General features: G+C 33.7%; 23 protein-coding genes and 1 riboswitch. Of the genes, 4 read left to right on the forward strand and 19 right to left on the reverse strand.

Translation table 11 applies throughout. The annotated features are described in order from the left end of the window. From NLJ00_RS19825 to NLJ00_RS19855, 7 genes are all read right to left on the reverse strand, one after another. Positions 1–1,014 carry a SpoIIE family protein phosphatase gene (locus NLJ00_RS19825; protein WP_256635099.1) on the reverse strand — a complete coding sequence of 338 codons (1,014 nt, stop codon included), beginning with the start codon at positions 1,012–1,014 and terminating at the stop codon, positions 1–3. After that, positions 1,007–1,423: an anti-sigma regulatory factor gene (locus NLJ00_RS19830; RefSeq protein ID WP_053472739.1), complete on the reverse strand. Its 417-nt coding sequence runs from the start codon at positions 1,421–1,423 to the stop codon at positions 1,007–1,009. The genes NLJ00_RS19825 and NLJ00_RS19830 overlap by 8 nt, the downstream gene beginning before the upstream one ends. Continuing rightward, the gene (locus tag NLJ00_RS19835; RefSeq protein ID WP_053472740.1) at positions 1,404–1,802 is read right to left on the reverse strand and encodes an STAS domain-containing protein; all 399 of its coding nucleotides are present in this window, start codon (positions 1,800–1,802) and stop codon (positions 1,404–1,406) included. Before NLJ00_RS19835 ends, NLJ00_RS19830 begins: the two co-directional genes overlap by 20 nt. Positions 1,803–1,818: 16 nt before the next feature. Further along, on the reverse strand, positions 1,819–2,655 hold the full coding sequence (locus NLJ00_RS19840; protein ID WP_053472741.1) for an STAS domain-containing protein: 837 nt from the start codon (positions 2,653–2,655) through the stop codon (positions 1,819–1,821). A gap of 251 nt (positions 2,656–2,906) precedes the next feature. Next, entirely contained in the window at positions 2,907–3,509 is a 603-nt protein-coding gene (locus NLJ00_RS19845) for a murein L,D-transpeptidase catalytic domain-containing protein (protein ID WP_256635100.1), read from the reverse strand. A 158-nt stretch (positions 3,510–3,667) separates the two neighbouring features. After that, the gene (locus NLJ00_RS19850) at positions 3,668–5,695 is read right to left on the reverse strand and encodes a tetratricopeptide repeat-containing sensor histidine kinase (RefSeq protein WP_088636382.1); all 2,028 of its coding nucleotides are present in this window, start codon (positions 5,693–5,695) and stop codon (positions 3,668–3,670) included. 108 nt (positions 5,696–5,803) lie between these two features. Beyond that, on the reverse strand, positions 5,804–6,037 hold the full coding sequence (locus tag NLJ00_RS19855) for a hypothetical protein (protein WP_053472744.1): 234 nt from the start codon (positions 6,035–6,037) through the stop codon (positions 5,804–5,806). 100 nt (positions 6,038–6,137) lie between these two features. Between NLJ00_RS19855 and NLJ00_RS19860 the strand changes: the two genes are divergently transcribed. After that, positions 6,138–6,806: a response regulator gene (locus NLJ00_RS19860; protein WP_053472745.1), complete on the forward strand. Its 669-nt coding sequence runs from the start codon at positions 6,138–6,140 to the stop codon at positions 6,804–6,806. Between the two features lie 139 nt (positions 6,807–6,945). On the opposite strand, the gene metQ is transcribed toward NLJ00_RS19860, so the two are convergent. From metQ to NLJ00_RS19920, 12 genes are all read right to left on the reverse strand, one after another. Next, the gene (gene metQ / locus NLJ00_RS19865) at positions 6,946–7,758 is read right to left on the reverse strand and encodes a methionine ABC transporter substrate-binding lipoprotein MetQ (protein WP_256635101.1); all 813 of its coding nucleotides are present in this window, start codon (positions 7,756–7,758) and stop codon (positions 6,946–6,948) included. A gap of 43 nt (positions 7,759–7,801) precedes the next feature. Then, positions 7,802–8,455 carry a methionine ABC transporter permease MetI gene (locus tag NLJ00_RS19870; protein WP_256635102.1) on the reverse strand — a complete coding sequence of 218 codons (654 nt, stop codon included), beginning with the start codon at positions 8,453–8,455 and terminating at the stop codon, positions 7,802–7,804. Further along, positions 8,448–9,479 carry a methionine ABC transporter ATP-binding protein MetN gene (gene metN / locus NLJ00_RS19875; protein ID WP_180857555.1) on the reverse strand — a complete coding sequence of 344 codons (1,032 nt, stop codon included), beginning with the start codon at positions 9,477–9,479 and terminating at the stop codon, positions 8,448–8,450. The genes NLJ00_RS19870 and metN overlap by 8 nt, the downstream gene beginning before the upstream one ends. Positions 9,480–10,025: 546 nt before the next feature. Further along, positions 10,026–10,985 (reverse strand): NADP-dependent oxidoreductase, encoded by a 960-nt coding sequence (locus tag NLJ00_RS19880; RefSeq protein WP_256635103.1) that lies wholly within the window; start codon positions 10,983–10,985, stop codon positions 10,026–10,028. A gap of 336 nt (positions 10,986–11,321) precedes the next feature. Beyond that, complete coding sequence (locus NLJ00_RS19885) at positions 11,322–12,791, reverse strand: aminotransferase class V-fold PLP-dependent enzyme (protein ID WP_256635104.1); 1,470 nt, start codon at positions 12,789–12,791, stop codon at positions 11,322–11,324. A gap of 199 nt (positions 12,792–12,990) precedes the next feature. After that, positions 12,991–13,980, reverse strand: a complete 990-nt coding sequence (locus NLJ00_RS19890) for a TlpA disulfide reductase family protein (protein ID WP_256635105.1) — start codon at positions 13,978–13,980, stop codon at positions 12,991–12,993. A 280-nt stretch (positions 13,981–14,260) separates the two neighbouring features. Beyond that, positions 14,261–14,361: riboswitch (SAM riboswitch) on the reverse strand. A 310-nt stretch (positions 14,362–14,671) separates the two neighbouring features. Continuing rightward, entirely contained in the window at positions 14,672–15,757 is a 1,086-nt protein-coding gene (locus NLJ00_RS19895) for an NAD(P)H-dependent flavin oxidoreductase (RefSeq protein WP_256635106.1), read from the reverse strand. Between the two features lie 16 nt (positions 15,758–15,773). Then, complete coding sequence (locus NLJ00_RS19900; RefSeq protein WP_256635107.1) at positions 15,774–16,151, reverse strand: nuclear transport factor 2 family protein; 378 nt, start codon at positions 16,149–16,151, stop codon at positions 15,774–15,776. A gap of 73 nt (positions 16,152–16,224) precedes the next feature. Further along, on the reverse strand, positions 16,225–16,959 hold the full coding sequence (locus NLJ00_RS19905) for an SDR family NAD(P)-dependent oxidoreductase (protein WP_256635108.1): 735 nt from the start codon (positions 16,957–16,959) through the stop codon (positions 16,225–16,227). A 4-nt stretch (positions 16,960–16,963) separates the two neighbouring features. Further along, a complete protein-coding gene (locus tag NLJ00_RS19910) occupies positions 16,964–17,182 on the reverse strand; it encodes a tautomerase family protein (RefSeq protein WP_012025971.1) in 219 nt (72 codons plus the stop codon). A gap of 5 nt (positions 17,183–17,187) precedes the next feature. After that, positions 17,188–17,742: a YceI family protein gene (locus NLJ00_RS19915; protein ID WP_256635109.1), complete on the reverse strand. Its 555-nt coding sequence runs from the start codon at positions 17,740–17,742 to the stop codon at positions 17,188–17,190. Positions 17,743–18,048: 306 nt separating this feature from the next. Beyond that, positions 18,049–18,621: a Crp/Fnr family transcriptional regulator gene (locus tag NLJ00_RS19920; RefSeq protein ID WP_256635110.1), complete on the reverse strand. Its 573-nt coding sequence runs from the start codon at positions 18,619–18,621 to the stop codon at positions 18,049–18,051. A 170-nt stretch (positions 18,622–18,791) separates the two neighbouring features. On the opposite strand from NLJ00_RS19920, the gene NLJ00_RS19925 reads away from it, so the two are divergent. From NLJ00_RS19925 to NLJ00_RS19935, 3 genes are all read left to right on the forward strand, one after another. Then, the gene (locus NLJ00_RS19925) at positions 18,792–19,178 is read left to right on the forward strand and encodes a DoxX family protein (protein ID WP_180857563.1); all 387 of its coding nucleotides are present in this window, start codon (positions 18,792–18,794) and stop codon (positions 19,176–19,178) included. A gap of 294 nt (positions 19,179–19,472) precedes the next feature. Further along, positions 19,473–20,351 carry an oxidoreductase gene (locus tag NLJ00_RS19930; protein WP_256635111.1) on the forward strand — a complete coding sequence of 293 codons (879 nt, stop codon included), beginning with the start codon at positions 19,473–19,475 and terminating at the stop codon, positions 20,349–20,351. Positions 20,352–20,666: 315 nt separating this feature from the next. Further along, positions 20,667–21,479, forward strand: coding sequence for a helix-turn-helix domain-containing protein (locus tag NLJ00_RS19935; RefSeq protein WP_053472759.1), 813 nt, complete (start codon positions 20,667–20,669; stop codon positions 21,477–21,479). The last annotated feature ends 78 nt before the right edge of the window (positions 21,480–21,557 follow it).

Consider the following 21,557-nt stretch of genomic DNA (forward strand, 5'->3'; position numbering starts at 1 on the left):
CTAAATTATTTTACCAACAAGAATTGTGGCATCATCTGTACCTCTAATATTTTCCTTAAGCAATGCTGATGCAATAATTCCTGGACTTTGTTTAAATATAGAATTCATATCGCTAAGATTCCATCTTGTTCTTAGTCCGTCACTATGCATGATAATAATTTGGTGCTTTTTGTAAGGAACAACCGAATTGTTTAATGTACGCGGAATATTGTGTCCAATAATTCCATTATAAGGCGTATAAGTTTTGTTTTCTAATCCGTCGTAAATTCGCGTATTGATATTGCCAATACCGCAAATATTCCAGGTTTCTAAACTATAATCTACTGTGGCTACTGTAGCAACAAGTCCTCGGCTTTTTTTTACTTTTGAATGGATATCCCTTAGGATTTCCGCAGGATCAGATTCTACCGACTGTTTGAATGCTTTAACAGCAAGCTGCACGGCTTCATGGGCATTTACACCGTGACCTAAACCATCACCTACAAATATTTGAAAACCTTTTTTAAGATTTTTAATATGATAACCATCACCGCAGACTTTTTCACCGGGATAATTTAAAGCTATGGCTTTATGGTATAAACCTTTTTGTATATCAGACAAACGAAAATCCGGCTTTTCGCAAATTTTCACGTACTGTACACAACCCCAGTTTTTCATGGAATAAATTTGAAAATCGTTGCTCAGTCTTTTAATCGAGCCCAAACCATGTCCCAATGTATTGGATGACGAATAACCGTCATTCATTATTTTTGAAACATTTTCAAATCCTATTCCCTTATCAAGGCAATAAATTTCAATTTCGTTTTGCCCTTCCTCTACATTAGCCCTGTACAGCAATTCACCGCCATTTGCATATTTAATAAGATTGGAAGTTAATTCTGCTACAATTATATCCGTTTCTCCTGCTCTGTGCGGCGTAAATCCTAATTGAAGCGCCAGGTTATGTATTTCTCTTTTTATAAAAGCAATCAGACTTCGATCGTCTATCTTATAAGTGGAAAAAGTATTATCCATTTTTCCATTTTGTTATAGTTACGGTGGTACCGTTTCCTAATTCTGTTTTAATATCAAACTCATTGACAAGCCTTTTAGTACCCGGTAATCCTAAGCCTAAGCTTTTACCGGTACTGTATCCATCTTTCATAGCCAGTTCTACATTGGCTATTCCGGGGCCATTATCAATAAAAGTAACGCGTACACCATTATCACGGCCATTACTGACCGACTCTATAATGACTTTACCGCCGCCGCCATATTTAAGGAGGTTACGAACAAGTTCGCTGGTTGCCGTAATTAATTTAGTTTGATTTAAAATGCTCATACCAATTTTTACGCCATACTCTTTTACCCGGTTGCGTAATGGTACTACATCTTGTTCTTTTACGATAAGTGCTTCTTCTTTACTATTCGATATCGTCGTCATAATCCTGCTCTTCATTATCGCTTATTTGCATTTTCGAGCGCAGTAGATCCATGCCCTTCTCAACATTAAGGGCACTTATAACTCCGTTTAAAGATAATCCTAATTCTACCAGTGTAATAGCTACAGCCGGCTGCATTCCTACAACCACTGTTTGTGCATCCATTATTTTAGACATTACAGCTATGTTTCCTAATATTCGACCCATAAATGAGTCGATAATAGAAACCGCCGATATATCTATCAATACACCTTTTGAACTATGTTTACTAATGGTGTTTATTAAGTCTGATTCAAGATTTTCTGCAAGTTGATCGTACAAATCTACTTGTATGGTAACAAGCAGAAAATCTCCCATTTTAAGTATAGGAATTCTTTCCATATCAATTTATAAAATCTTAAACTATTTTTCTTTTAACAACTGAAAGCTGCAACATATCAAATGCCGTTTTAAGTGCACTTGCAAGCGATGCTTTAGTAATAATTCCTGTAAGATCAATTCCTAAATGTACTACTGTCTGAGCAATTTCCGGACGGATACCGCTTATGATACATTCAGCTCCCATTAATCGGGTTGCACTTACAGTTTTAATAAGATGCTGCGCCACCAGAGAATCTACCGCCGGAACACCCGAAATATCAAGAATAGCAATAGAACTTCCTGTATCTACAATTTGCTGCAGTAAATTTTCCATTACAATCTGCGTTCTCGAACTGTCTAAAGTTCCGATAATAGGCAGGGCAACTACACCTTCCCAAACGGTGATAACCGGAGTTGAAATTTCACTGATTTCATCCACTTGTCTGGATATTATATCTTCTCTTCCTCGCATAAAAGCTTCAAAAGTCAAAATAGTCATATTATCCAAAGCTGCATTTAGCTGCAGGTTTGCATCAAAAAGCTGTTCCGGGTCTTTTATTAATTCAGATAGTATTTTAGAAGCTGCTTCTTTGAATGTGATTAAATATTGCGCATTTTCTCTTGGCGAAAACCCACGTTTTCCTCGTGATGAAGCTATTCCAACTATAAGATCCTCGACTTTTTCAAATTCCTGAGAATCCTGAATTTTACCTTCAGCAGCAGCGGCAGCTTTTAAAAACAGAGAAGCAAATTCTTTTGACTCTTCTTCTTCTACTGCTCCGTCATCAGATCCACCATCGATTAGAAGTTGAGACCATATGGTTAGTAATTTGTTTTCGTGCTCTTTTAAGCCACTCAATAAGTTATTTTGCATGAGGATTAAATTTGGATTTGTTCTTAAACAAATATAGGATTTTAATTTGGATGTTGGAAAAGAATTACTAAAACGGAAGAAAGAAAAAAATTAACATATTATGTTAAAAACAAATAATCAAATAAAAACAACATGAAATTCTGTTAAAATTTAGATGATAATAAACAAAAAAGAGACAGCTGTCTTAAGCTGTCTCTTTTCAATATATAATCGTATTCGGACTAATTTTCAACCATTTAAATATGTTTTAATTAATAATAAATATGTAAAATAATATTAGGTTTAGAGCTGTCTATTATCTTTTCTAATTTTTTAAAAAAGGCTTCGCTTACCATTGGACAGCCATGACTGTTTGCTATATAATAGTCTTGTTCTTCATTAGGAACTGCTGAATAGGAATGCAGCACAATAGCTCTTTTTGCCGCGTTGCTGTTTGTTTCGTCTAAACCAGATAATTTATAAGATTTTCCAAACATTCCTCTATAGGATTTACCAACAATATATTTTCCTAGAGATGTACATTTTGAATTGGGTTCATTACTAAATTTTAATTCCCCTCTGGTTGTCGTTTCGGAACCAAAACCGTTTGCTACAAGACCCTGGTCTACAATTTCATCTTTTTCTAAATCGTAAACAAAGAATCTGTTTCTACCCGATTTAATTCTCATATCAATAAAAAAGGCAATTTTTGTATTGTAAGCCGCATTTTTTTTAATCATCGCTTTCACATCCAAAAGCTCAGTATTAAGTCTTTCCATTTCCGGACTCAACGGCGGATTATCATTTTTAATTTCTACAGGATTTCCAAAAAAACTAATTGTAAAAAATAAAAAGATTAAGCTGTATATTTTCATGACAAATATTTTTAATTTAATGCAAAGTCTAAAATTTCATTAATTTGTTTTTATCAAATTAACAAAGCAAAATTAGTTTGCAATAAATCAAAAAATCACACCTAAAAGTCTGAAGAGCAACAAAATAAGATTTATTTTTATATCTCTCTATTTTTCAGTTAAATAGTAAAAGTTACTATGATTTCGGTTCCTTCGCCCGGTTTAGATTTTACTTCGAAGTTTCCTTTTAAAGAGTTGGTTCTCTCTTTTATATTAGATAAGCCAATTCCTCTTTTTACTGTATTGATATCAAAGCCAACACCGTCATCTATAATGGATAACTGCAAAACATCTTTATCAATTAAATCTATTTTAACATCGACTTTTGAAGCCTGGGCATATTTTTGAATATTTAAAAGTGCTTCCTGAATAATGCGGTAAAAGTTTATTTTATAAATATTCTGCACCTGCTCCCACTCAAATCTCTCATCTACAAAATAATTAAACTGCGTTTTACTAATCTCATTTTGGCTTTTGATTAAATTGGATAAAAGCGTATTGAAATCATTGCTTTCTAAAAAAGAGTCCTGATTTAAATCATGCGAAATGGTTCTGATTTCATTTTCGATATTCTGCAATTCAAATATATACTGCTTTCTTTTTTCTATCGTTTTTTCGTCTGATTTAGAATTAAAAAATCCTAAATTCATTCTTACACCATACACCTTATTCATTACACCGTCGTGAAGTTCTCTTGCAATTTTATTCTTTTCTTCTTCTTTTGCGGCGTTAATTATATTTTGCTGTTCGCTCAAAAGCTGGTAGATTTCATCGCTGTCACTTTGCTGCTGTTTTACAAATCTTAATTCTTTGTTTTTATACTTTAAATAAATAGCTACCGAAATTGCCGACAAAACTAAAAACAAGGCAAAAGAAAAAATTAAAATATAAAAGTTCTTTTTAGTCAAAATCTTATTTTCATCTTCAACCTTTACAGTTTCATATTCAATTCTGGCATATTTATTCTTGGTTCTGCTTTGAATACTGTTAATGCTGTCACTTATAGCAATATATTGATTGGCATAAAACAATCTCTTTCTGCTGTCTATTCGGGTTAGCAGTTTTAATGTGTTTAAAGTTTCGTTGGTATTTTTTAATTTGATAGAAACGGTATAAGCTTCCTGCAAAGTTTTTAAGGATTTTAAAGAATCATTTTGTGTCAGGTAAAATTCTCCCAAATGAATTTTTTTATACATGACATCAGAAGTATATCCCAAGCTGTCAACAATTTTTAAAGACTCTAAAAACATTGATTCAACATTTTTATATTCTTTATTTTTCATTTTAGAATAAGCCAGGTTAGACAAAACAATAGCATAAAACCGAGGCCAGTTCTTTCTTAAATGTTTAGTCAGCAAAGGCTTTAATTCTTTAATTGATTTAGAATAATCGCCTTTTAAATCATATAAATTACAAATATTAATTACAGATGAAATATTGAAATTATTGACTTCATCACTATCTGTATTATTTTTTTTCATTGCTTTTAAATTTCTCAACGCCAGTTGATGATATTTTAAAGCCTGATCGTACATAAACAGCTTTTCTAAGCAATTCCCCATTAAGGTATTACAGGAATAAAGCAATTTTATATTATCTGAATCTTTTAAGTATTCAAGACCTTTGGTTAATTCTACCTCACATTCTACATAATTTCCATCATAAAAAAGAACATAGGCTTTATTAAAATACATTTGCCCTAACTTGTCGTAGTCGTGAATTTTTAAATAAATTTTTTGAGCCTGCAGATAATAATAGTAGGCACTGTCTTTTTGGGAACTTTCATAGCAGTCGCCTATAAAATAAAGGGATTTTGCAATTCTGGAACTATCGTTTTCTTCTCTTGATAATTTCAAAGCTGTTACGCTTGAGGAATGTGATTTTTTTATATTATTTAAATAATAATATTCCTCTCCTGCTTTTAAATATAAATTTCTAACAACTGAGTCATTTTTTAGATGCTTTAAATTATTGACAAGCGAATCTAAATATTTCTCTTTTGCAGTTCCTGAAATTTTATTAAAGTATTCTGCATCAAAAGTATTTTGATTTTGATTTCTAATTTTTAATTCATCTCTCCTATGATAAAACACTAATAAAATTACTATTACTAATAGAAGTATTGGAATATATATTTTCGACTTCAATCTCAAAATGATACTTTATAAATTAAATTCAAATATATTATAAATAAAGAAGACTATAATACTTCAATATCAGTATTATAGTCTTCAGCGAATAGAGTCGAACATGTTTTATTTAATTTTTGGATTTAGCGGATCTCCATCTGGAGCGCTCACTTGTAAATTATAACTGATTTTTAAAGAGTCAATTGTTTTGGAGTTAACAGTTTCATCTTTGCTGATTTGGTTATTAAGCTTTTTTTTTTCGGATGAATTAAAATCTTGGTTGTCAAGATCATCAGTTGTACAAGATAAATTCATCATTAAAATTGATGCAAAAAGAATACGAATTACTTTACTTTTCATGGTGTGTTATTTTTATGTTTTTGCAAAAAAACATCCAAAAAAGTTGCATATTTTACGGAAAATCCGTAAGATTGTTTAATTTTGTTTAAATTTTACGATAATGTCACTTAATATTTTAATTGTTGATGATCATCCTATGACGGTAGACAGTTATGTCAACCTTCTGTCTGACGATTGCTTTGATACAGTTGAACCCATCTTCCTAAAAGAATACAATTGCGAGACTGCCTATAAAAAGATAATGCTGCTTGAAAAACAAAACACCAGACTGGATTTTGCTATTCTGGATGTTAATCTTCCGCCTTATGAAGAATTCAATATTGCTAATGGTATTGATCTGGCAATAACGATTAGAAAAGTGCTTCCTTCCTGCAAAATTCTATTACTGACAATGCATACCGAAGCCTTTATCGTAAACAGAATTATAAAAACTATTGCTCCCGACGGGTTTATATCAAAAAGTGAAGTTAATTTTGAATCTTTTCCGGCTATCTGCCAAAAAATTCTAAAAGGGGAAATAATTTACAGCGACGAGATTATCAAATCTCAGAAGAAATTAACGCACCGAAATTTAAATTGGGATGAATACGACAGCCAGATTTTAATTCTTTTATCTCAAGGCGTTAAAACCGTTAATATTCCAAATCATATTCCGCTTTCAATGAGTTCAATTGAAAAGCGAAAAGCAAATATTAAAAGCCATTTATTATTAGAAAAAGGCGGCGATACGGAGCTTATTAATAAAGCGAGACAATTGGGGCTTATATAAGCTTCAAAAGAAAGATTTGAAGCCACAAACAAAAACACAATAAAATAAAAAAGGCAGATGAAACAATTTCATCTGCCTTTTTTATATCAAATAATTAGTTGTCAAAGTTCAATTAACAACTCACAACTAACAATTATTATTACCATCCTTTCACAGCGCCGCCTTTAAACTCACGTTCCGCTGCAGCTTCAACCTCCGGAGATTGAAAAGCCTGTAAAAACTGTTTTACTTTCTCTTCGTTTTTATTGTCTTCACGACTTACCACCAGATTTACATAAGGAGAATCTTTATCTTCAACAAACAAGGCATCACGAGACGGGACCAATCCTGCTGCAGAAGCAAAAGTGTTGTTGATAATTGCAATCGAAACATTAGCGTCGTCTAAAGCACGAGGCAATTGAGGCGCTTCTAACTCTAATATTTTTAAGTTTTTAGGATTACTTACTATATCTGTTACTTTAGGTAATAAACCAACGCCATCTTTCAATTTTAATAAACTGTTTTTCTGTAAAAGCAATAACGAACGTCCGCCGTTTGTTGGATCATTTGGGATAATAATTGTGCTTTCATTTTTCAATTCAGAAAGGTTTTTTATTTTTTTAGAATAAGCCGCAATCGGATAAACAAATGTATTTCCGATAATGGCCAATTTATAACCACGCTGTTTAGACTGCTCATCTAAATAAGGTTTATGCTGAAAAGCATTTGCATCAATATCACCCTGACTTAAAGCTTCGTTTGGAATTACATAATCGTTGAAAGAAACCAATTCAACCTCAAGTCCGAATTTTTCTTTTGCAACTTTTTTAGCCGCTTCTGCAACTTTTAATTCTGGCCCGGAAGCTACACCAACTTTTATAAAATGCGGATCGTTGTTTTTACTTTTTCCGCAATTAGCTAAAACCAATGATAAAGCTAAAATTCCGGCTGTTTTCAAGAAATTTATTTTCATGACAATTCTATTTTTAATTTTAATTCCTAATTTTAATTGATACTTATCTGTGGTCAAAATGTTTTGATAATCTGTCTCCAATAAACTGAATAAGGAAAACCAAAATCACCAATAATGCCAAAACCGAATTCATCGTTATGGCATCATAACCAATATATCCGTATTGATAACCAACTTGTCCTAAACCGCCTGCTCCAACTGCTCCACCCATAGCAGAATAACCTACAAGAGTGATTAAAGTAATCGATGCTGCGTTTATTAATGATGGTAAAGCTTCTGGAAGTAATACTTTATATACAATCTGTAAAGGCGTTGCTCCTAAAGCTCTTGCAGCTTCAATTAATCCCGATGGCAGACCTAATAAACTGTTTTCAACCAAACGGGCGATAAACGGTGCCGCGCCAATACTTAACGGAACTAAAGCAGCACTTACTCCAATAGAAGTTCCAACAATAGCACGTGTAAACGGAATCATCCAAACGATTAAAATAATGAACGGAATGGAACGAAAAACGTTTACAATAACCGATAAAGTTCTGTTTAAAACCGGCCGATCCAGTATTTGATTTTTTCTGGTAAGGAAAAGTAAAACTCCCGTTGGAAGTCCGATTAGGAAACCAAAAAAGCCAGACACAAAAGTCATAACAATAGTTTCCCAGGTTCCATTTAATAATAAAGCGATAATAGAATCAGACATAACCTATGATTTCTGTTTTAATGTGTTTTGAAATAAAATATTGAATGGCAGCGTCGTAGTTCTCACGTTTCCCTGATAATTCGATCAGCATAACACCAAAGTTTACATCTCCGGCCTGATCCATTTGGGCGCTTACAATTTTGAAGTTGGTATCAAATAATCTTGAAACTTCTGAAATTACAGGTTCATTTACCGATTTTCCGGTCATTTCAAGCTTTAATAACGGATTTAAGCTTCCGTTATCTGCCTTTTGTAATTTCTCCTGATAAACGTCTGGAATTTCCAAATGAAGTGAAGAAGCAATAAACTCTTTTGTTAATTCATGTTTTGGATCAGCAAAAATTTCGCCTACACTTCCCTGCTCAATTAATTTTCCGTGGCTGATTACCGCAACTTCATCACAAATAGATTTTACAACTTCCATTTGGTGCGTAATCAATAAAACGGTAATATTTAAACGACGGTTAATGTCTTTCAATAAATTCAGGATTGAACGTGTGGTTGCCGGATCTAATGCACTTGTAGCTTCGTCACACAATAAAACTTTTGGATTATTTGCCAAAGTTCTCGCAATCGCAACTCTTTGTTTCTGTCCGCCGGAAAGGCTTGCCGGATAATCATTTGCTTTTTCAGCTAAACCAACTAATTGCAATAATTCTAAAACACGGGTTTTAATTGCTGCTTTTGGAGTTCCCACCAATTCAAGCGGGAAAGCAACATTATCAAAAACAGTTCTCGAAGAAAGCAGGTTAAAGTGCTGAAAAATCATCCCTATTTGTCTTCTTTCTGTAGCCAATTCAGCATTTGATAATTGCATCAAAGCTTTTCCATCTACAATAATTTCTCCAGAAGTTGGTCTTTCTAAAAGGTTTACACAACGAATTAGTGTACTTTTTCCAGCTCCGGAAGTTCCAATAACACCAAAAATTTTCCCGGGCGGCACCTTTAGCGAGACATCATCTAAAGCAGAAACGATTCTGTCCTTTTGATGAAAAGTTTTGGTAACGTTTTTTAATTCAATCATTTGTTCAATTCAGGTTTAAAAACAAAAAAGCCTTTCATAATTATTTGAAAGGCTTTTTGAAATAAATAATATCATTTATATATAAGCCAAACAATCATAAAGCATCCCAGCACATCATGCTGCAGCTATAATAATTATTCATTTTCTGGCTATTATTTCTCATTGTTGCTGCAAATTTAAACAGATAATTTTAATTTTAGTATAAAAACCATTAAAACTTTTATTAACCTATCAAAATAGTAGATTACTATAACGATTGCTTTGATTTAAAGCTTCTCTGCTTGGTGTTAACGACCAATTTGTCATTCCGAGGAACGAGGAATCGCACTAGAAACTCCGTACAGATTACCGCCAGTCTTGCCACAGATTAAAAGGACTAAAAAGATTTTTTCACGCAGATTTGGCAGATTTGAGCAGATTATTTTTCTGAATTTATTGCAAAAAAAATTAATCAATCTGCCAAATCTGTAGAATCTGCGGGAGGCAAAAAACTTTGCGGTTAAACATCAGCAGAATCTGCGTGAAAAAAAATCTAAATTTTCATGATTAACTTTTTTCCTTCCGTTTTATTCTCACGAAGTATTCTATGGGCGTTTCTAATTCTCCGACTACTAAAATAGCAGGTGGCGTAATTTTTTCTCGATCCAAAAGTAACCTTAGCTCATTCAATCCGTTTTTATAATAATCGTAACGTTTTTCAAGTCCGTAGGCATAATTGGAGATGTTTAAAATTGAGGCCCCTTTACTAAAAAGAATTCCTCGCGATTCCGGAGTAGAAAAATTGGTTACATCAACATAAGTTCCATTGGTTTTTAAAAGTTTTGCAGCAATTTCTGCCACGTTGTTTCCAACCAAATCAACTGCAATATCAAATTTTTTATTTCCGTTTAAGGAAAGAGCAGCTTCGTATATTTCTTCTTTTTTATAATTGATGATTTGTTTTGGTTTTACACCAAGGTCAATTAATGCGTTAATACTACTTTCATTTCCGGCTGTAACTACAAAATTTTGAAAGCCATTTGCCAGAAGCAGTTTCACAAACATATTCCCAACTCCGCCCGCAGCGCCTGTAATTAATATGGAATCAGAAAAGCTGGCATTTATACGTTTAAAGGCTTGCAAAGATGTTAATCCTGCTGATGGAATTGCAGCAGCTTCTTCAAAAGAAATATTCGCAGGTTTATGCACTGCAATTGCTTCGGGAACGCAAATATATTCTGCGTAAGTTCCGTTAGAACCCATACTTCCTGATCCGCAGAAAACAGCATCGCCAATTTTAAAATCAGTTACGCTTTTACCAATTGCAGATACGATCCCTGAAAACTCTCGACCCAGAATTGGAGAGTGCAAAAGCTTTCTTTCAGATCCGTCTTCCGTCATTTGATAATCAATCGGATTAAAACCTGAAGCTTTAATGTTTACTTGAATCTGATGTTCTTCGGGCTGCGGAATTTCTACATTTTCTAATTGAAATTCCTGGTTTTCCTGTAATACAATTGCTTTCATTTTTATTGCTTTATTATACAAAAGTATAGCTGTTTAATTTTTTAAACACATAGAAACATAGTTTTTCTTTGTGGTAAAAGGCGTTTCACTTGTTTTAAACAAACATAGTTAATCAATGTTTGTCATTCCGAGGAACGAGGAATCGCACTAGAAACTCTATAAAGTATGTCGCCAATCTTTGGCGACTTACGCATGCGATTCCTCGTTCCTCGGAATGATAAACATGCTTTTTAAATTTCCTTTGTTTAAACAACATAACTATGTGTTAGAAACTAGTTTCTTTTTATCAACTTTTATAAAAACTAAAAAAATCTATGTTTCTATGTGTTTAAAAATTTAATCCAGCTTAAACCATTCATTTACTTCTTCAGCTATAGTTTCTTTAATTTCAGGATTTTCAAATTCATTTGTTACTGAATTATATTCGTAATCTTTCTTCCATTTTTTATAATGTAAAGATACTTGTTCAATCGCATCGCAAATAAAATTAAGCTCATCATTTGTCATAATCGGATGCAGCGACAAACGTACCCAGCCGGGTTTATTAGTTTGATTTTTCTCTAAAAGTTCGTTTGTAATTTGTGCTGATTTCTTTTCGTTTATATTGAATAAATAATGCGCATAAGTACTTGCACATGACCAGCCTCCGCGAACCTGAATTCCGAAACGGTCATTTAAAAGCCTTACAATTAAATTATAGTGAATATCTTCGATTATAAAAGAAACACAGCCGATTCTTTCTGTTTTTAAATCTCCTAAAATTGACAAACCTTTTATTTTTTGGAGTCTTGAAAAACAAAGAACAAGTAGTTCTTTTTCTCTGTTTTTGATGTTTGAAACCCCCATTTTTTCTTTTAATTCTAAAGCTAAAGCAGCTCTTATTACTTGTAGAAAGCCTGGTGTCCCGCCATCTTCTCTAACTTCTATGACCTCGCTATAACAATACCTTCCTAAAGGATTGGTCCATTTTACATTTCCGCCGCCCGGATTATCCGGAAATTCAGATTTGTATAATTTTTCATTAAAAACCAAAACGCCGCAAGTTCCTGGTCCGCCTAAGAATTTATGCGGAGAAAAGAAAATAGCATCTAATTGTTGTTCCGGATCTTTTGGGTGCATATCGATTTTGACATACGGTGCCGAAGCTGCAAAATCAACAAAACAAAGTCCGCCGTTTTGATGCATGATTTTGGCCAATTCGTGATAAGGCGTTATAATTCCTGTAACGTTGGAACAAGCCGTAAAAGAACCTATTTTTAAGCTTCTGTGAGCATATTTTTTAATTTCTTCCGAAAGAATTTTGGGGTCGACTAAATTATTTTCATCTGGAGGTAAAATCACAACATCGGCGTTGGTTTCATACCACGAAACCTGATTCGAATGATGTTCCATATGCGTTATAAAAACAACTGGTTTATCATTTTCATACTCTTTTCGCAAGCGCATAATGCGGTGTAATTTTGATAAAGCTGCCGTCATTCCGGTTCCTGTAGTCACCAAAACATCAGAAGCATTTGCGTTTACTGATTTCTTAATTATATCTCTCGCATATTGATAAGCGTGCGTTGAAGTCTTTCCTGTCTGACTAGAAAGTGAATGCGTATTGGCAATCATTGGACCAATTTTATGGAGCATAATATCCTCAATTGGAGCGTATAATCTTCCGCTGGCAACCCAATCTGCATAAAGCAGGTTCTGCTTTCCGTAAACGGATTTAAAGCGGTGATCTACTCCTATTGTATTTTCTCTAAATTTAGAGAAGTAACACTCCAACTCGATTGGTTCTGTTGTCTCAATAGCATTCATTTCCTTTATCATTTTAATTAACTAAATTTATTATTGATTGTTTTTTTAAAACACATAGGAACATAGTTTTTCTTTGTGGTAAAAGGCGTTTCACTTGTTTTAACTAATCCCGATAGCTATCGGGACTATGTGTGAAAATCTAGATTTTTTTAAATCTCTTATTTAGAATATAATCTATGTTTCTATGTGTTTAAAAAAATTAATTTGCCTGTCCTAAAAGTGATTTAAGTGTAGTCTGTAATTCTTCTCCGTGAAGGTTTTTCGCAACGATTATTCCTTTTGAATCCACTAAATAATTTCCGGGAATCGCTCTTACACCATATAATTTAGCAATGGCACTGTTCCAAAAAAGTAAATCAGAAACATGAGTCCATGTCAAATTATCATCCTGAATTCCTTTAATCCAGTTTTCTTTCTTTTTATCTAAAGAAACACCTACGATGTTAAATCCTTTGTCGTGATATTCTTTGTAAGCCGCCACGATATTTGGATTTTCTCTACGGCAAGGCCCGCACCATGACGCCCAAAAATCAACTAAAGTATATCCATTTAAGTTTTCTGAAAGACGAACTGGTTTACCTTGCGGATCATTAGCAGTAAAATCTGGGGCTTTTTTACCAACAGCTAATCCGTCTAAAACAGTAACCAGTTCTTTTAGTTCTTTCACGTAAGTGGTACTTTGCAGGCTTTTATCAAGCAAAGCAATGTTTTGAGTAATTTGTTCTGGCGTTAATCTATACGACCAGTTTCTGTATAAAACATAAGCCGAAACAATAGATTTAGGATTTTCTGTAATGAATTTACTGATTTCTACATCTTTTGATTTTTTATAGGCATCGAATAAATTCTGAGATTCAGAACCTTCAACTACAGAGCTTGTATAATATTTCTTTGGGCTTAATTTTACTGTAATAGGCGTTTTTTCAAGGAAAATATACAATGGAGAATCTTGTGTGTTTACGCTTAAACCGTATAATTCTGGTGTTTTAACTTTAGTCTTGAAACTAAAACTTCCGTCTTTTACTTTTACCGAATCAATTGTGGTAAACATTTTATTGTGGAATTTTTGCAAATACACATATTGAGCTACTGTATCGACAACAGTTCCTTTTAATTGTAAATTATTTTCTTGTGCCTGAGTTTGTGCAACTCCAAGAAATAAGGCAAAACATAATAGTATTTTTTTCATTTTATTTTGATTTTAAGGTGATGATATGATTTTTATTATCGTTTTAATATTGGGACAAAAGAATTCCTTTAAGCCAATTTATAAAGGCTTTTAGCAAATGATTTTTAAAAAGAAATGAGAGAGAATTTAATGCTTTCGCATTCGGAAACCAGCAAGACTATATTCTTCGAAGATTGAATTCAAAAGTTCGTCACTGTCGTGTAAAAAATGTAGTTTGGTTTTCATTTTAAAAAATAAATAATTTCAACAATGATGATCTTATTCAGATTTGCGACAATCTTTCTTATCTGTCCCGCAAGACGGGAAGGATTTAGCACCTTATTTGGTAACAGGTTGCTAAGACTTCATAGGGCCTACTCCCTCAGTCTTTCTGGATAAGTATCATTCAGAATTTTTCTGTGATACAAATATATATTAATTCTACCGAATTAGTAGTATTTAAATTTATTTTTTTTGAATTTTAATTGAAAAACATTTTATACAAAATACAAATAATTGATTTTCAAACAATTAAATCAGGGTATAATTTTTAATAATTCCTTGTTTTATAATGGAAATTCATACGTTTGATAGAATAAAATTGACTAATTCTGTTTTTTACTGTAGAAAAATCATAAAAAAACTCATTCCGTTTTTTGAAATGAGTTTGTATTGAAACAGAAATTACCGTACCGCTTGTCATTCCGAGGAACTATGACTTTAATCCATCAAAATACGCCGTAGTTTCTTCAATCAAAGAATGCATCAATTCTTTTGCTTTGGTATGTTTTAAGATTGGCGAAATTTGTCCTCCCCAAAATAATATCATATCCCATTTTTGCTGGTCGAGTGCAGCTTTTCTCAATGGAGAAATAAAAGTAGTCTGTAATGGAAAAGGCAGAATATTCGATTCTTTTCCAATTATATCTTTTGCAATTCGGCTTGTAATGCCTCGACCTAATCTTCCCGTGTATGCGCGTGAAAGCGTTGTATATTTTGCCGCATCAGAAAATAACATTTCTCTGTGAATTGGCAATGCATTCGATTCATCTACAGCTAAAAAAGCGGTTCCTATTTGGGCTGCGCTTGCGCCTAATGTTAAGGCTGCGGCAACTCCTTTTCCGTCGGCAATTCCTCCCGCTGCAATGATTGGCGTTTTTATTTTTTCTCGAATTAATTGCAGTAAAACAAAAGTTCCGGTTACAGATGCCTCGGCGTTGGTTAAAAAAGAAGGTCGGTGTCCGCCCGCTTCAAAACCCGAAGCAATAATCATATCAACTCCTTTACTTTCCAGAAAAATAGCTTCATCAAGAGTTGTAGCTACACCAACAGTAACAATTCCTAATTTTCGCAATTGTTCTAAAACATCATCTGAAGGAACACCAAACATAAAACTGAAAACCTTCGGTTTAACATCTAAAATAACTTGCAATTGGTTTTCGAATCTCGATTGAAACGGCGCTGGTTTTTCCGGTAACGGAATTCCAACTTCGTCATAATAGGGTTTAAAAAGTGCTTTTGTTTTTTCAAATTGCTCATCGGTTAAACCACCATCCGGAATGTCATGATCGGAAACCCAAAGATTAATGTTATATGGCTTATCTGTGGCTGCTTTTATTTGTTTATCAACTTCGTAAATTTCCTGTGGACTTAAAGTGTATGCGCCGTAACCGCCTAATCCGCCAAGATTTGAAACCGTCGCTGTTAATTCTACCGTTGATAAATTACCCCCAAAAGGGCCTTGCAAAATTGGATAGTCAATTCCTAACAGTTCCTTAGCTTTTGTATTGTACCACATAGCTTCAAAATTTTAGTTATTTATTGGTATCAGTCAACATTTTATTGACGATAAGCCATTTGCCATTAATCTTATGGAAAGATAAAAAATCCCTATAATTAAAGTCGTACATTTTAACATTTAATTCCGCTACAGAGATAGAATTTACAACACTTATATGCAGAATTTCACCTTTAAAAGGTTTGCCTGAATCCTTTGGACTTTGTCTGTTTTTAACGCCGTCTAAATACAAATCAACGGTTTTGAAATATGGCTGTCCTTTTATATCTCCGAAAAGTAATGTCCCGGGTTGAAAAATACTGCCAAGCAATAATTCATCACCTTCATAAATGCCTTTAAAATAAAAGTTTTCTATTGCATCGGTAATAGCCTGAATTTCTATTTGATTTTCCATTTTACTAGTATTTTGAGCTTTTATGCCCTGAAAACTCCAGAGCATAAAAGCAGTTAATAATATAGTTTTCACCTTAATTTAAATTGTGTCCTGCACCTTTTCCGCCATCAACATTTATGATTGATCCGGTAATAAAATTGCTTTTAGCAACTGTGTAGACCATTTCAGAAACATCGTCGATCTCACCTACTCTGTTTAATAAATGCAAACCAGCACTTTGATCTGCGTTATCTCCGTGCATTGGCGTACGAATTACACCCGGCGCAACGGTATTGAAACGAATGTTTTGTTTCCCGAATTCTGCCGCTAACTGAATCGTTAAGGCATGAATTGCTCCTTTACTTGCAATTGGAGCCGAAGCAGGCCATCCGCCTAAACCATGATTTACAAGAGGAGTTCCGATATTGATTACAACCCCGCCTTGTTGTTTCAGCATTTGCGGAAGCACAGATTGTGTAGTGAAATAAGTTCCTTTTAGATTGGTTTTCAAAAATGTATCTAAATATGCTTCATCCACTTCTAAAAATGGTTTGCTGGCAAAGATTCCTGCATTGTTAACCAATACATCTACAGAACCAAATTTTTCTAAAGCAATTTTAACCAATTGTTCTCCTGTTTTTTTATCGCTTACATCTCCGGCAAACATCGCCAGATTTTCGCCTGCACCAAATTCATCGAAAGTTTTTTCTAATGAAGATGCTGTAACGGAGTTTATAACCACATTATCGCCTCTGTCTAAAAAATATTTGGCGATTCCTTTTCCAATACCAGAAGCTGCTCCGGTAACGATTATTGTTTGTTTTTTCATGATGTTATTTTTTATCGGCTGTAATGCCTTTTTCTCTTAATACTGATACTTGTTCTCCTGCGTAACCCCAATCGTCTAATTCAATTTCCTGAATCACAACGTGAGTTAAATGCGGATCTTTATTTAATACTTCTGTAATCAGGTTGGTAATGCCGCTGATTAATTCTTGTTTTTGCCCGCGTGTTACTCCTTCGCGGGTCAATTCGATTTTTACGTAAGGCATGATAATTAGTTTTTAGATTGTCCTGTAAAAACAGCTTCGGCAGTGATATTAAAATCTAGCTCAAAGTCGTTGTAAATTAATGTGTCTCCCAAATCTTTGAAGAAATTTCCTGAACGGAATTTGATATCGTATTTGGTACGATCGATTATTAATTTACCTCCAAGTGAAAGGGTATTGTTGTCATTGTTTACTTGTGCTTCAAACCCAACAAGATGTGTAATATCTTTTATAGTCAGGTTTCCTTCAAGATGATACGTTGTGCTTGATATTTCTTTTACGTTTAAAATATCTAATGTCGCTGTTGGGAATTTTTCGATTGAGAAAAAATCATCAGATGCAAGGTGTCCTGCAAATTGAGTGTTCGTTGCCGGATCTGTTACATCCAGAATTTTAATAGAAGTGGTGTCGATAACAACATTTCCTCCTTTTATTTTTCCATCATTAAAGATGAAATTACCATTTTTGATACCAATTGTACCATTATGTGCACCAGTAACCTTTCTACCAGTCCATTCTACGCTGCTGTTTGAGCTTACGATTTCAAAATTTATTGTTTCCATTTTTTGTTGTATTTAAAAGTACAGTACAAAGGAACGGCGACTATGGAAATCGGTTACGTGATGTAGATCACATTCTTATTTTGGAGGTTCAAAGGTGCAAAGGGACAAAGAGACAAAGGTTTTTATATTGATATCGAATTTAAAATATAGCCAGCGGTTTCAACCGCTGGAACGCAAAGTATTGCCATAATCAAGATCCCTGTGGTTGAAACCACAGGCAATATTTTTATAGCGATAAAAAATCTGCGAGAAACAAAATCTACGCAAAACAAAAAAATAACCCGTAAAATCCGTGGGCTACAAAAACTAAGAATTATAAAGTCGGCTAAGGGTTTCTCTCGAAACTCCTAAATAAGCCGCAATTAAATGCTTTGGAACTAAATTGTATAATTGAGGATATAAAGCCAAAAGTTCTTCGTAACGAATTTTGACATTATTATTCATAAAAGATAAAAGTCTTTTTTGAGAAGCGATGTATCCTTTGTTCGTTCTCCAACGGAAGAAATGTTCCACCTGATGAAATTCGGCACAGAGTTTTTCACGGTCGGTGTTAGAAAGGCAAAGCACTTCGGCATCTGTAATGCAATCAACATTTATAGCGGCGGGAGTTTGGTTGTAAAGTGCATTATAATCAGATGTCCACCAGGTTGGCATCGCAAACTGCAGAATGTACATTTTGATTTCATCATTTATATAAAAAGCTTTCAGACAACCCGAAATCACAAAATACTCACAATCGACTTTATCGCCTGCGCTGATAATCGTTTGCCCTTTTTTAAAAGATAAGGATTTGAAATGCGAAAAGAAATAATCAAACTCTTCCTCTGTCAGCGAAACTGTTTTGGCGATATGTTCTTTTAAAAGTGTTTTGGCTTCCATTTTAAATGGTGACTATTGGGTTTGAAAATCTTTTGTAAAGTTATAAAATCAAATGAACTTATTGATTGTCTATTTCGGATTTGAATTTGTCCGTTTCACCAAAATATGAATATGAAATCGATTGCCGTTGCCGCAAATTTGTCCTGTTTAACAACTTAAAATTTAAAATCATGAATGCAAAAACAACAAAAATTATTTATTGGACAGGAATTATTTTAACTTCTTTATGGTTTGGTGCCAGCGGATTTTTTGAACTTACAACCAACAAATTGGTTTGGGAAATTACACAACTATTAGGTTATCCGGCTCATTTTATTTACATCCTTGGTGTAATGAAAGTTTCAGGCGTCATCACATTATTAATTCCGAATAAATTATTACGATTAAAAGAATGGGTATTTGCGGGAGTATTTTTTGACATTATTTTCGCTTTCTTTTCAAAATTGGTTGTATTAGGTTTTCCTGCAACTATTGATGCAATTATTGCTTTTGTTATGGTAAGTGTTACTTATATAATGTTTAGAAGATTATACAGTGTAACTTATACTGCACGTTAATTTTTTTTGCCACAAAGACACAAAGGCACTAACTTTTATTTCATGCAGATTAAGCAGATTGGACAGATTATTAAAAAAATATCTGCCCACATCTGCTTAAATCATTTTAAAATCTGCGTGAAATAAAAAAATCCATTAATCCTTTTAATCTGTGGCAAAAATAAAACTTAGCGCCTTTGTGTCTTCGCGGCAAAACACCCTTGAGCCTTAAAACAAATAAATTTGAGCTTTTCAACAAAATAACAACCTTCATTCCCGCCGTAAATTTGTAATGAACTTAAAAACACAATTACAATGAACAAAATATGGTTTATTACAGGAAGCTCTCGAGGATTAGGACGTAATCTTACTGAAGCAGTTTTAGAAAGCGGAGACAAAGTAGCAGCAACTGCACGAGACATTAATCAGTTAAATGATTTAAAAGAAAAATTTCAGGATCAGATTCTGCCTTTAAAATTAGATGTTACCAATTATGATGAAGTTCATGAGGCCGTAAATAAAGCTGTTGAGCATTTCGGAAGAATCGACGTATTGGTTAACAACGCCGGATTCGGAATTATTGGTGCTGCAGAAGCGTATACAAGTGAACAAGTTAGAAGTCAGTTAGAAACTAATTTATACGCGCCAATTGAAATTACACGTGCCGTTCTGCCTTTTATGCGTAAACAAGGTTCTGGCCGAATTTTACAAATCAGTTCTGTTGGCGGACGTGTTGGGAATCCGGGTTTAACAATGTATCAGGCTGCGAAATTTGGTTTAGGCGGATTTACTGAGGCTTTGGCCAAAGAAGTTGCTCCGCTTGGAATTTTGGTTACGAGCGTTGAACCAGGCGGATTCCGCACGGATTGGGCAGGCGCATCGATGACGTATGCCGAAGATATTGAAGGCTATGAAATGGTGAAACAACGTACCGATTTCTTTAAAGGTGGAAATTTTGTTCCGGTTGGAGATCCTGAAAAAGCGGCTAAAGTGATGGTTGATCTGGCTTCAGATCCAAATCCGCCTGTACATCTTGTTTTGGGAAGTGAAGCAATTGGAATTTTACAAAATGCTGATAAAAACAGAACGGAAGAAATGGAGAAATGGATGAATGTAAGTTTGTCTACAGATCATGAAGATTCTGGAAGTTTTTTTGATTCAGCTCAGGGAAAATGGTATACTGGTAAGAAATAAGCATTATCAATGGTTAATGCATAATTTTTTAAACACATAGGAACATAGTTTTTCTTTGTCTATAAAGGCGTTTCACTTGTTTTGAACAAACATAGTTTGATACTCTCTCGCAGATTTTGCAGATTACACAGATTAAATAAAAAAAAATCTGCTTGATCTGCTAAATCTGCGGGAAACATTATTTTAAGTTTTTTGTTTAAAACACAAAACTATGTGTGAAAATCTAGATTTTTTCAAACATCTTTTATTTAGAATATAATCTATGTTTCTATGTGTTTAAAATAATCCCAACTTTAATTTTTATAAATTTGTGATATGAACGATTCAAAAATAAATCAGAAAACCTCGCCCATTGCGTATTCCTGCTATTACACACAAAATCGTGAAGGCGAGCAATTTGCTGCACAACATGTTTTGAGTTTTCAGATTTCGGGAATTCTGACTTTAAATAACGGGAATAAAGAATATGTTTTTAACCCAGGCGATTTTAGATTTATCCGAAGAAATCAGCTCATAAAATTCATCAAACAACCTGATCCCAATACCGCTTTTCAGTCTATTTCTATTTATTTGAATCAGGAAGCACTTCGTGATTATTCGATACAATACAATCAAAAAACAAGTTTGATTAAAAGCCCGGAAACTGAAATGGTTTTGCAGTTAAAAGAAGTTCCGTTATTGAAAAGCTTTATGAATTCGCTGATTCCGTATATCAACGAAGACCAGCTTATTACCGAAGATCTTCAGACGTTAAAAGTAAATGAAGCCATTACGATTTTACTGCAATGCCATCCTGAATTAAAAGATATTTTATTCGACTTTAACGAACCCGGAAAAATTGATTTGGAAGCATTTATGAAAAAGAATTTTCATTTTAATGTTCAATTAGATCGTTTTGCTTATTTAACGGGAAGAAGTCTGGCAACTTTTAAAAGAGATTTCCAGCGTATTTTTGATCTTTCCCCAAGTCGTTGGCTCATTCAGAAAAGATTACAGGAAGCGTATTATCAAATTAAAGAAAAAGGAAAAACACCTTCGGAAGTTTATTTAGAAGTAGGTTTTGAGGATTTATCGCATTTTTCGTTTGCTTTTAAGAAACAGTTTGGGTTACCGCCTTCTAAGGTTTAGTTTTTTTTAGTCGCAGTATTCAGTCGCAGTTTACAGTTTGCAGTCTCTGTTTGCAGTCTCTGTTTGCAGGATTCAGAT

Origin of the sequence: Flavobacterium panici (assembly GCF_024499525.1) — a bacterium.
Taxonomy (GTDB): domain Bacteria; phylum Bacteroidota; class Bacteroidia; order Flavobacteriales; family Flavobacteriaceae; genus Flavobacterium; species Flavobacterium panici.

Excerpts from the sequence above, each read along its gene's own strand:
- NLJ00_RS19825 (WP_256635099.1), bottom strand. The coding sequence starts at position 1,014 with ATGGATAATACTTTTTCCACTTATAAGATAGACGATCGAAGTCTGATT.
- NLJ00_RS19830 (WP_053472739.1), bottom strand. The coding sequence starts at position 1,423 with ATGACGACGATATCGAATAGTAAAGAAGAAGCACTTATCGTAAAAGAA.
- NLJ00_RS19835 (WP_053472740.1), bottom strand. The coding sequence starts at position 1,802 with ATGGAAAGAATTCCTATACTTAAAATGGGAGATTTTCTGCTTGTTACC.
- NLJ00_RS19840 (WP_053472741.1), bottom strand. The coding sequence starts at position 2,655 with ATGCAAAATAACTTATTGAGTGGCTTAAAAGAGCACGAAAACAAATTA.
- NLJ00_RS19845 (WP_256635100.1), bottom strand. The coding sequence starts at position 3,509 with ATGAAAATATACAGCTTAATCTTTTTATTTTTTACAATTAGTTTTTTT.
- NLJ00_RS19855 (WP_053472744.1), bottom strand. The coding sequence starts at position 6,037 with ATGAAAAGTAAAGTAATTCGTATTCTTTTTGCATCAATTTTAATGATG.
- NLJ00_RS19860 (WP_053472745.1), top strand. The coding sequence starts at position 6,138 with ATGTCACTTAATATTTTAATTGTTGATGATCATCCTATGACGGTAGAC.
- metQ (WP_256635101.1), bottom strand. The coding sequence starts at position 7,758 with ATGAAAATAAATTTCTTGAAAACAGCCGGAATTTTAGCTTTATCATTG.
- NLJ00_RS19870 (WP_256635102.1), bottom strand. The coding sequence starts at position 8,455 with ATGTCTGATTCTATTATCGCTTTATTATTAAATGGAACCTGGGAAACT.
- metN (WP_180857555.1), bottom strand. The coding sequence starts at position 9,479 with ATGATTGAATTAAAAAACGTTACCAAAACTTTTCATCAAAAGGACAGA.
- NLJ00_RS19880 (WP_256635103.1), bottom strand. The coding sequence starts at position 10,985 with ATGAAAGCAATTGTATTACAGGAAAACCAGGAATTTCAATTAGAAAAT.
- NLJ00_RS19885 (WP_256635104.1), bottom strand. The coding sequence starts at position 12,791 with ATGAATGCTATTGAGACAACAGAACCAATCGAGTTGGAGTGTTACTTC.
- NLJ00_RS19890 (WP_256635105.1), bottom strand. The coding sequence starts at position 13,980 with ATGAAAAAAATACTATTATGTTTTGCCTTATTTCTTGGAGTTGCACAA.
- NLJ00_RS19895 (WP_256635106.1), bottom strand. The coding sequence starts at position 15,757 with ATGTGGTACAATACAAAAGCTAAGGAACTGTTAGGAATTGACTATCCA.
- NLJ00_RS19900 (WP_256635107.1), bottom strand. The coding sequence starts at position 16,151 with ATGGAAAATCAAATAGAAATTCAGGCTATTACCGATGCAATAGAAAAC.
- NLJ00_RS19905 (WP_256635108.1), bottom strand. The coding sequence starts at position 16,959 with ATGAAAAAACAAACAATAATCGTTACCGGAGCAGCTTCTGGTATTGGA.
- NLJ00_RS19910 (WP_012025971.1), bottom strand. The coding sequence starts at position 17,182 with ATGCCTTACGTAAAAATCGAATTGACCCGCGAAGGAGTAACACGCGGG.
- NLJ00_RS19915 (WP_256635109.1), bottom strand. The coding sequence starts at position 17,742 with ATGGAAACAATAAATTTTGAAATCGTAAGCTCAAACAGCAGCGTAGAA.
- NLJ00_RS19920 (WP_256635110.1), bottom strand. The coding sequence starts at position 18,621 with ATGGAAGCCAAAACACTTTTAAAAGAACATATCGCCAAAACAGTTTCG.
- NLJ00_RS19925 (WP_180857563.1), top strand. The coding sequence starts at position 18,792 with ATGAATGCAAAAACAACAAAAATTATTTATTGGACAGGAATTATTTTA.
- NLJ00_RS19930 (WP_256635111.1), top strand. The coding sequence starts at position 19,473 with ATGAACAAAATATGGTTTATTACAGGAAGCTCTCGAGGATTAGGACGT.
- NLJ00_RS19935 (WP_053472759.1), top strand. The coding sequence starts at position 20,667 with ATGAACGATTCAAAAATAAATCAGAAAACCTCGCCCATTGCGTATTCC.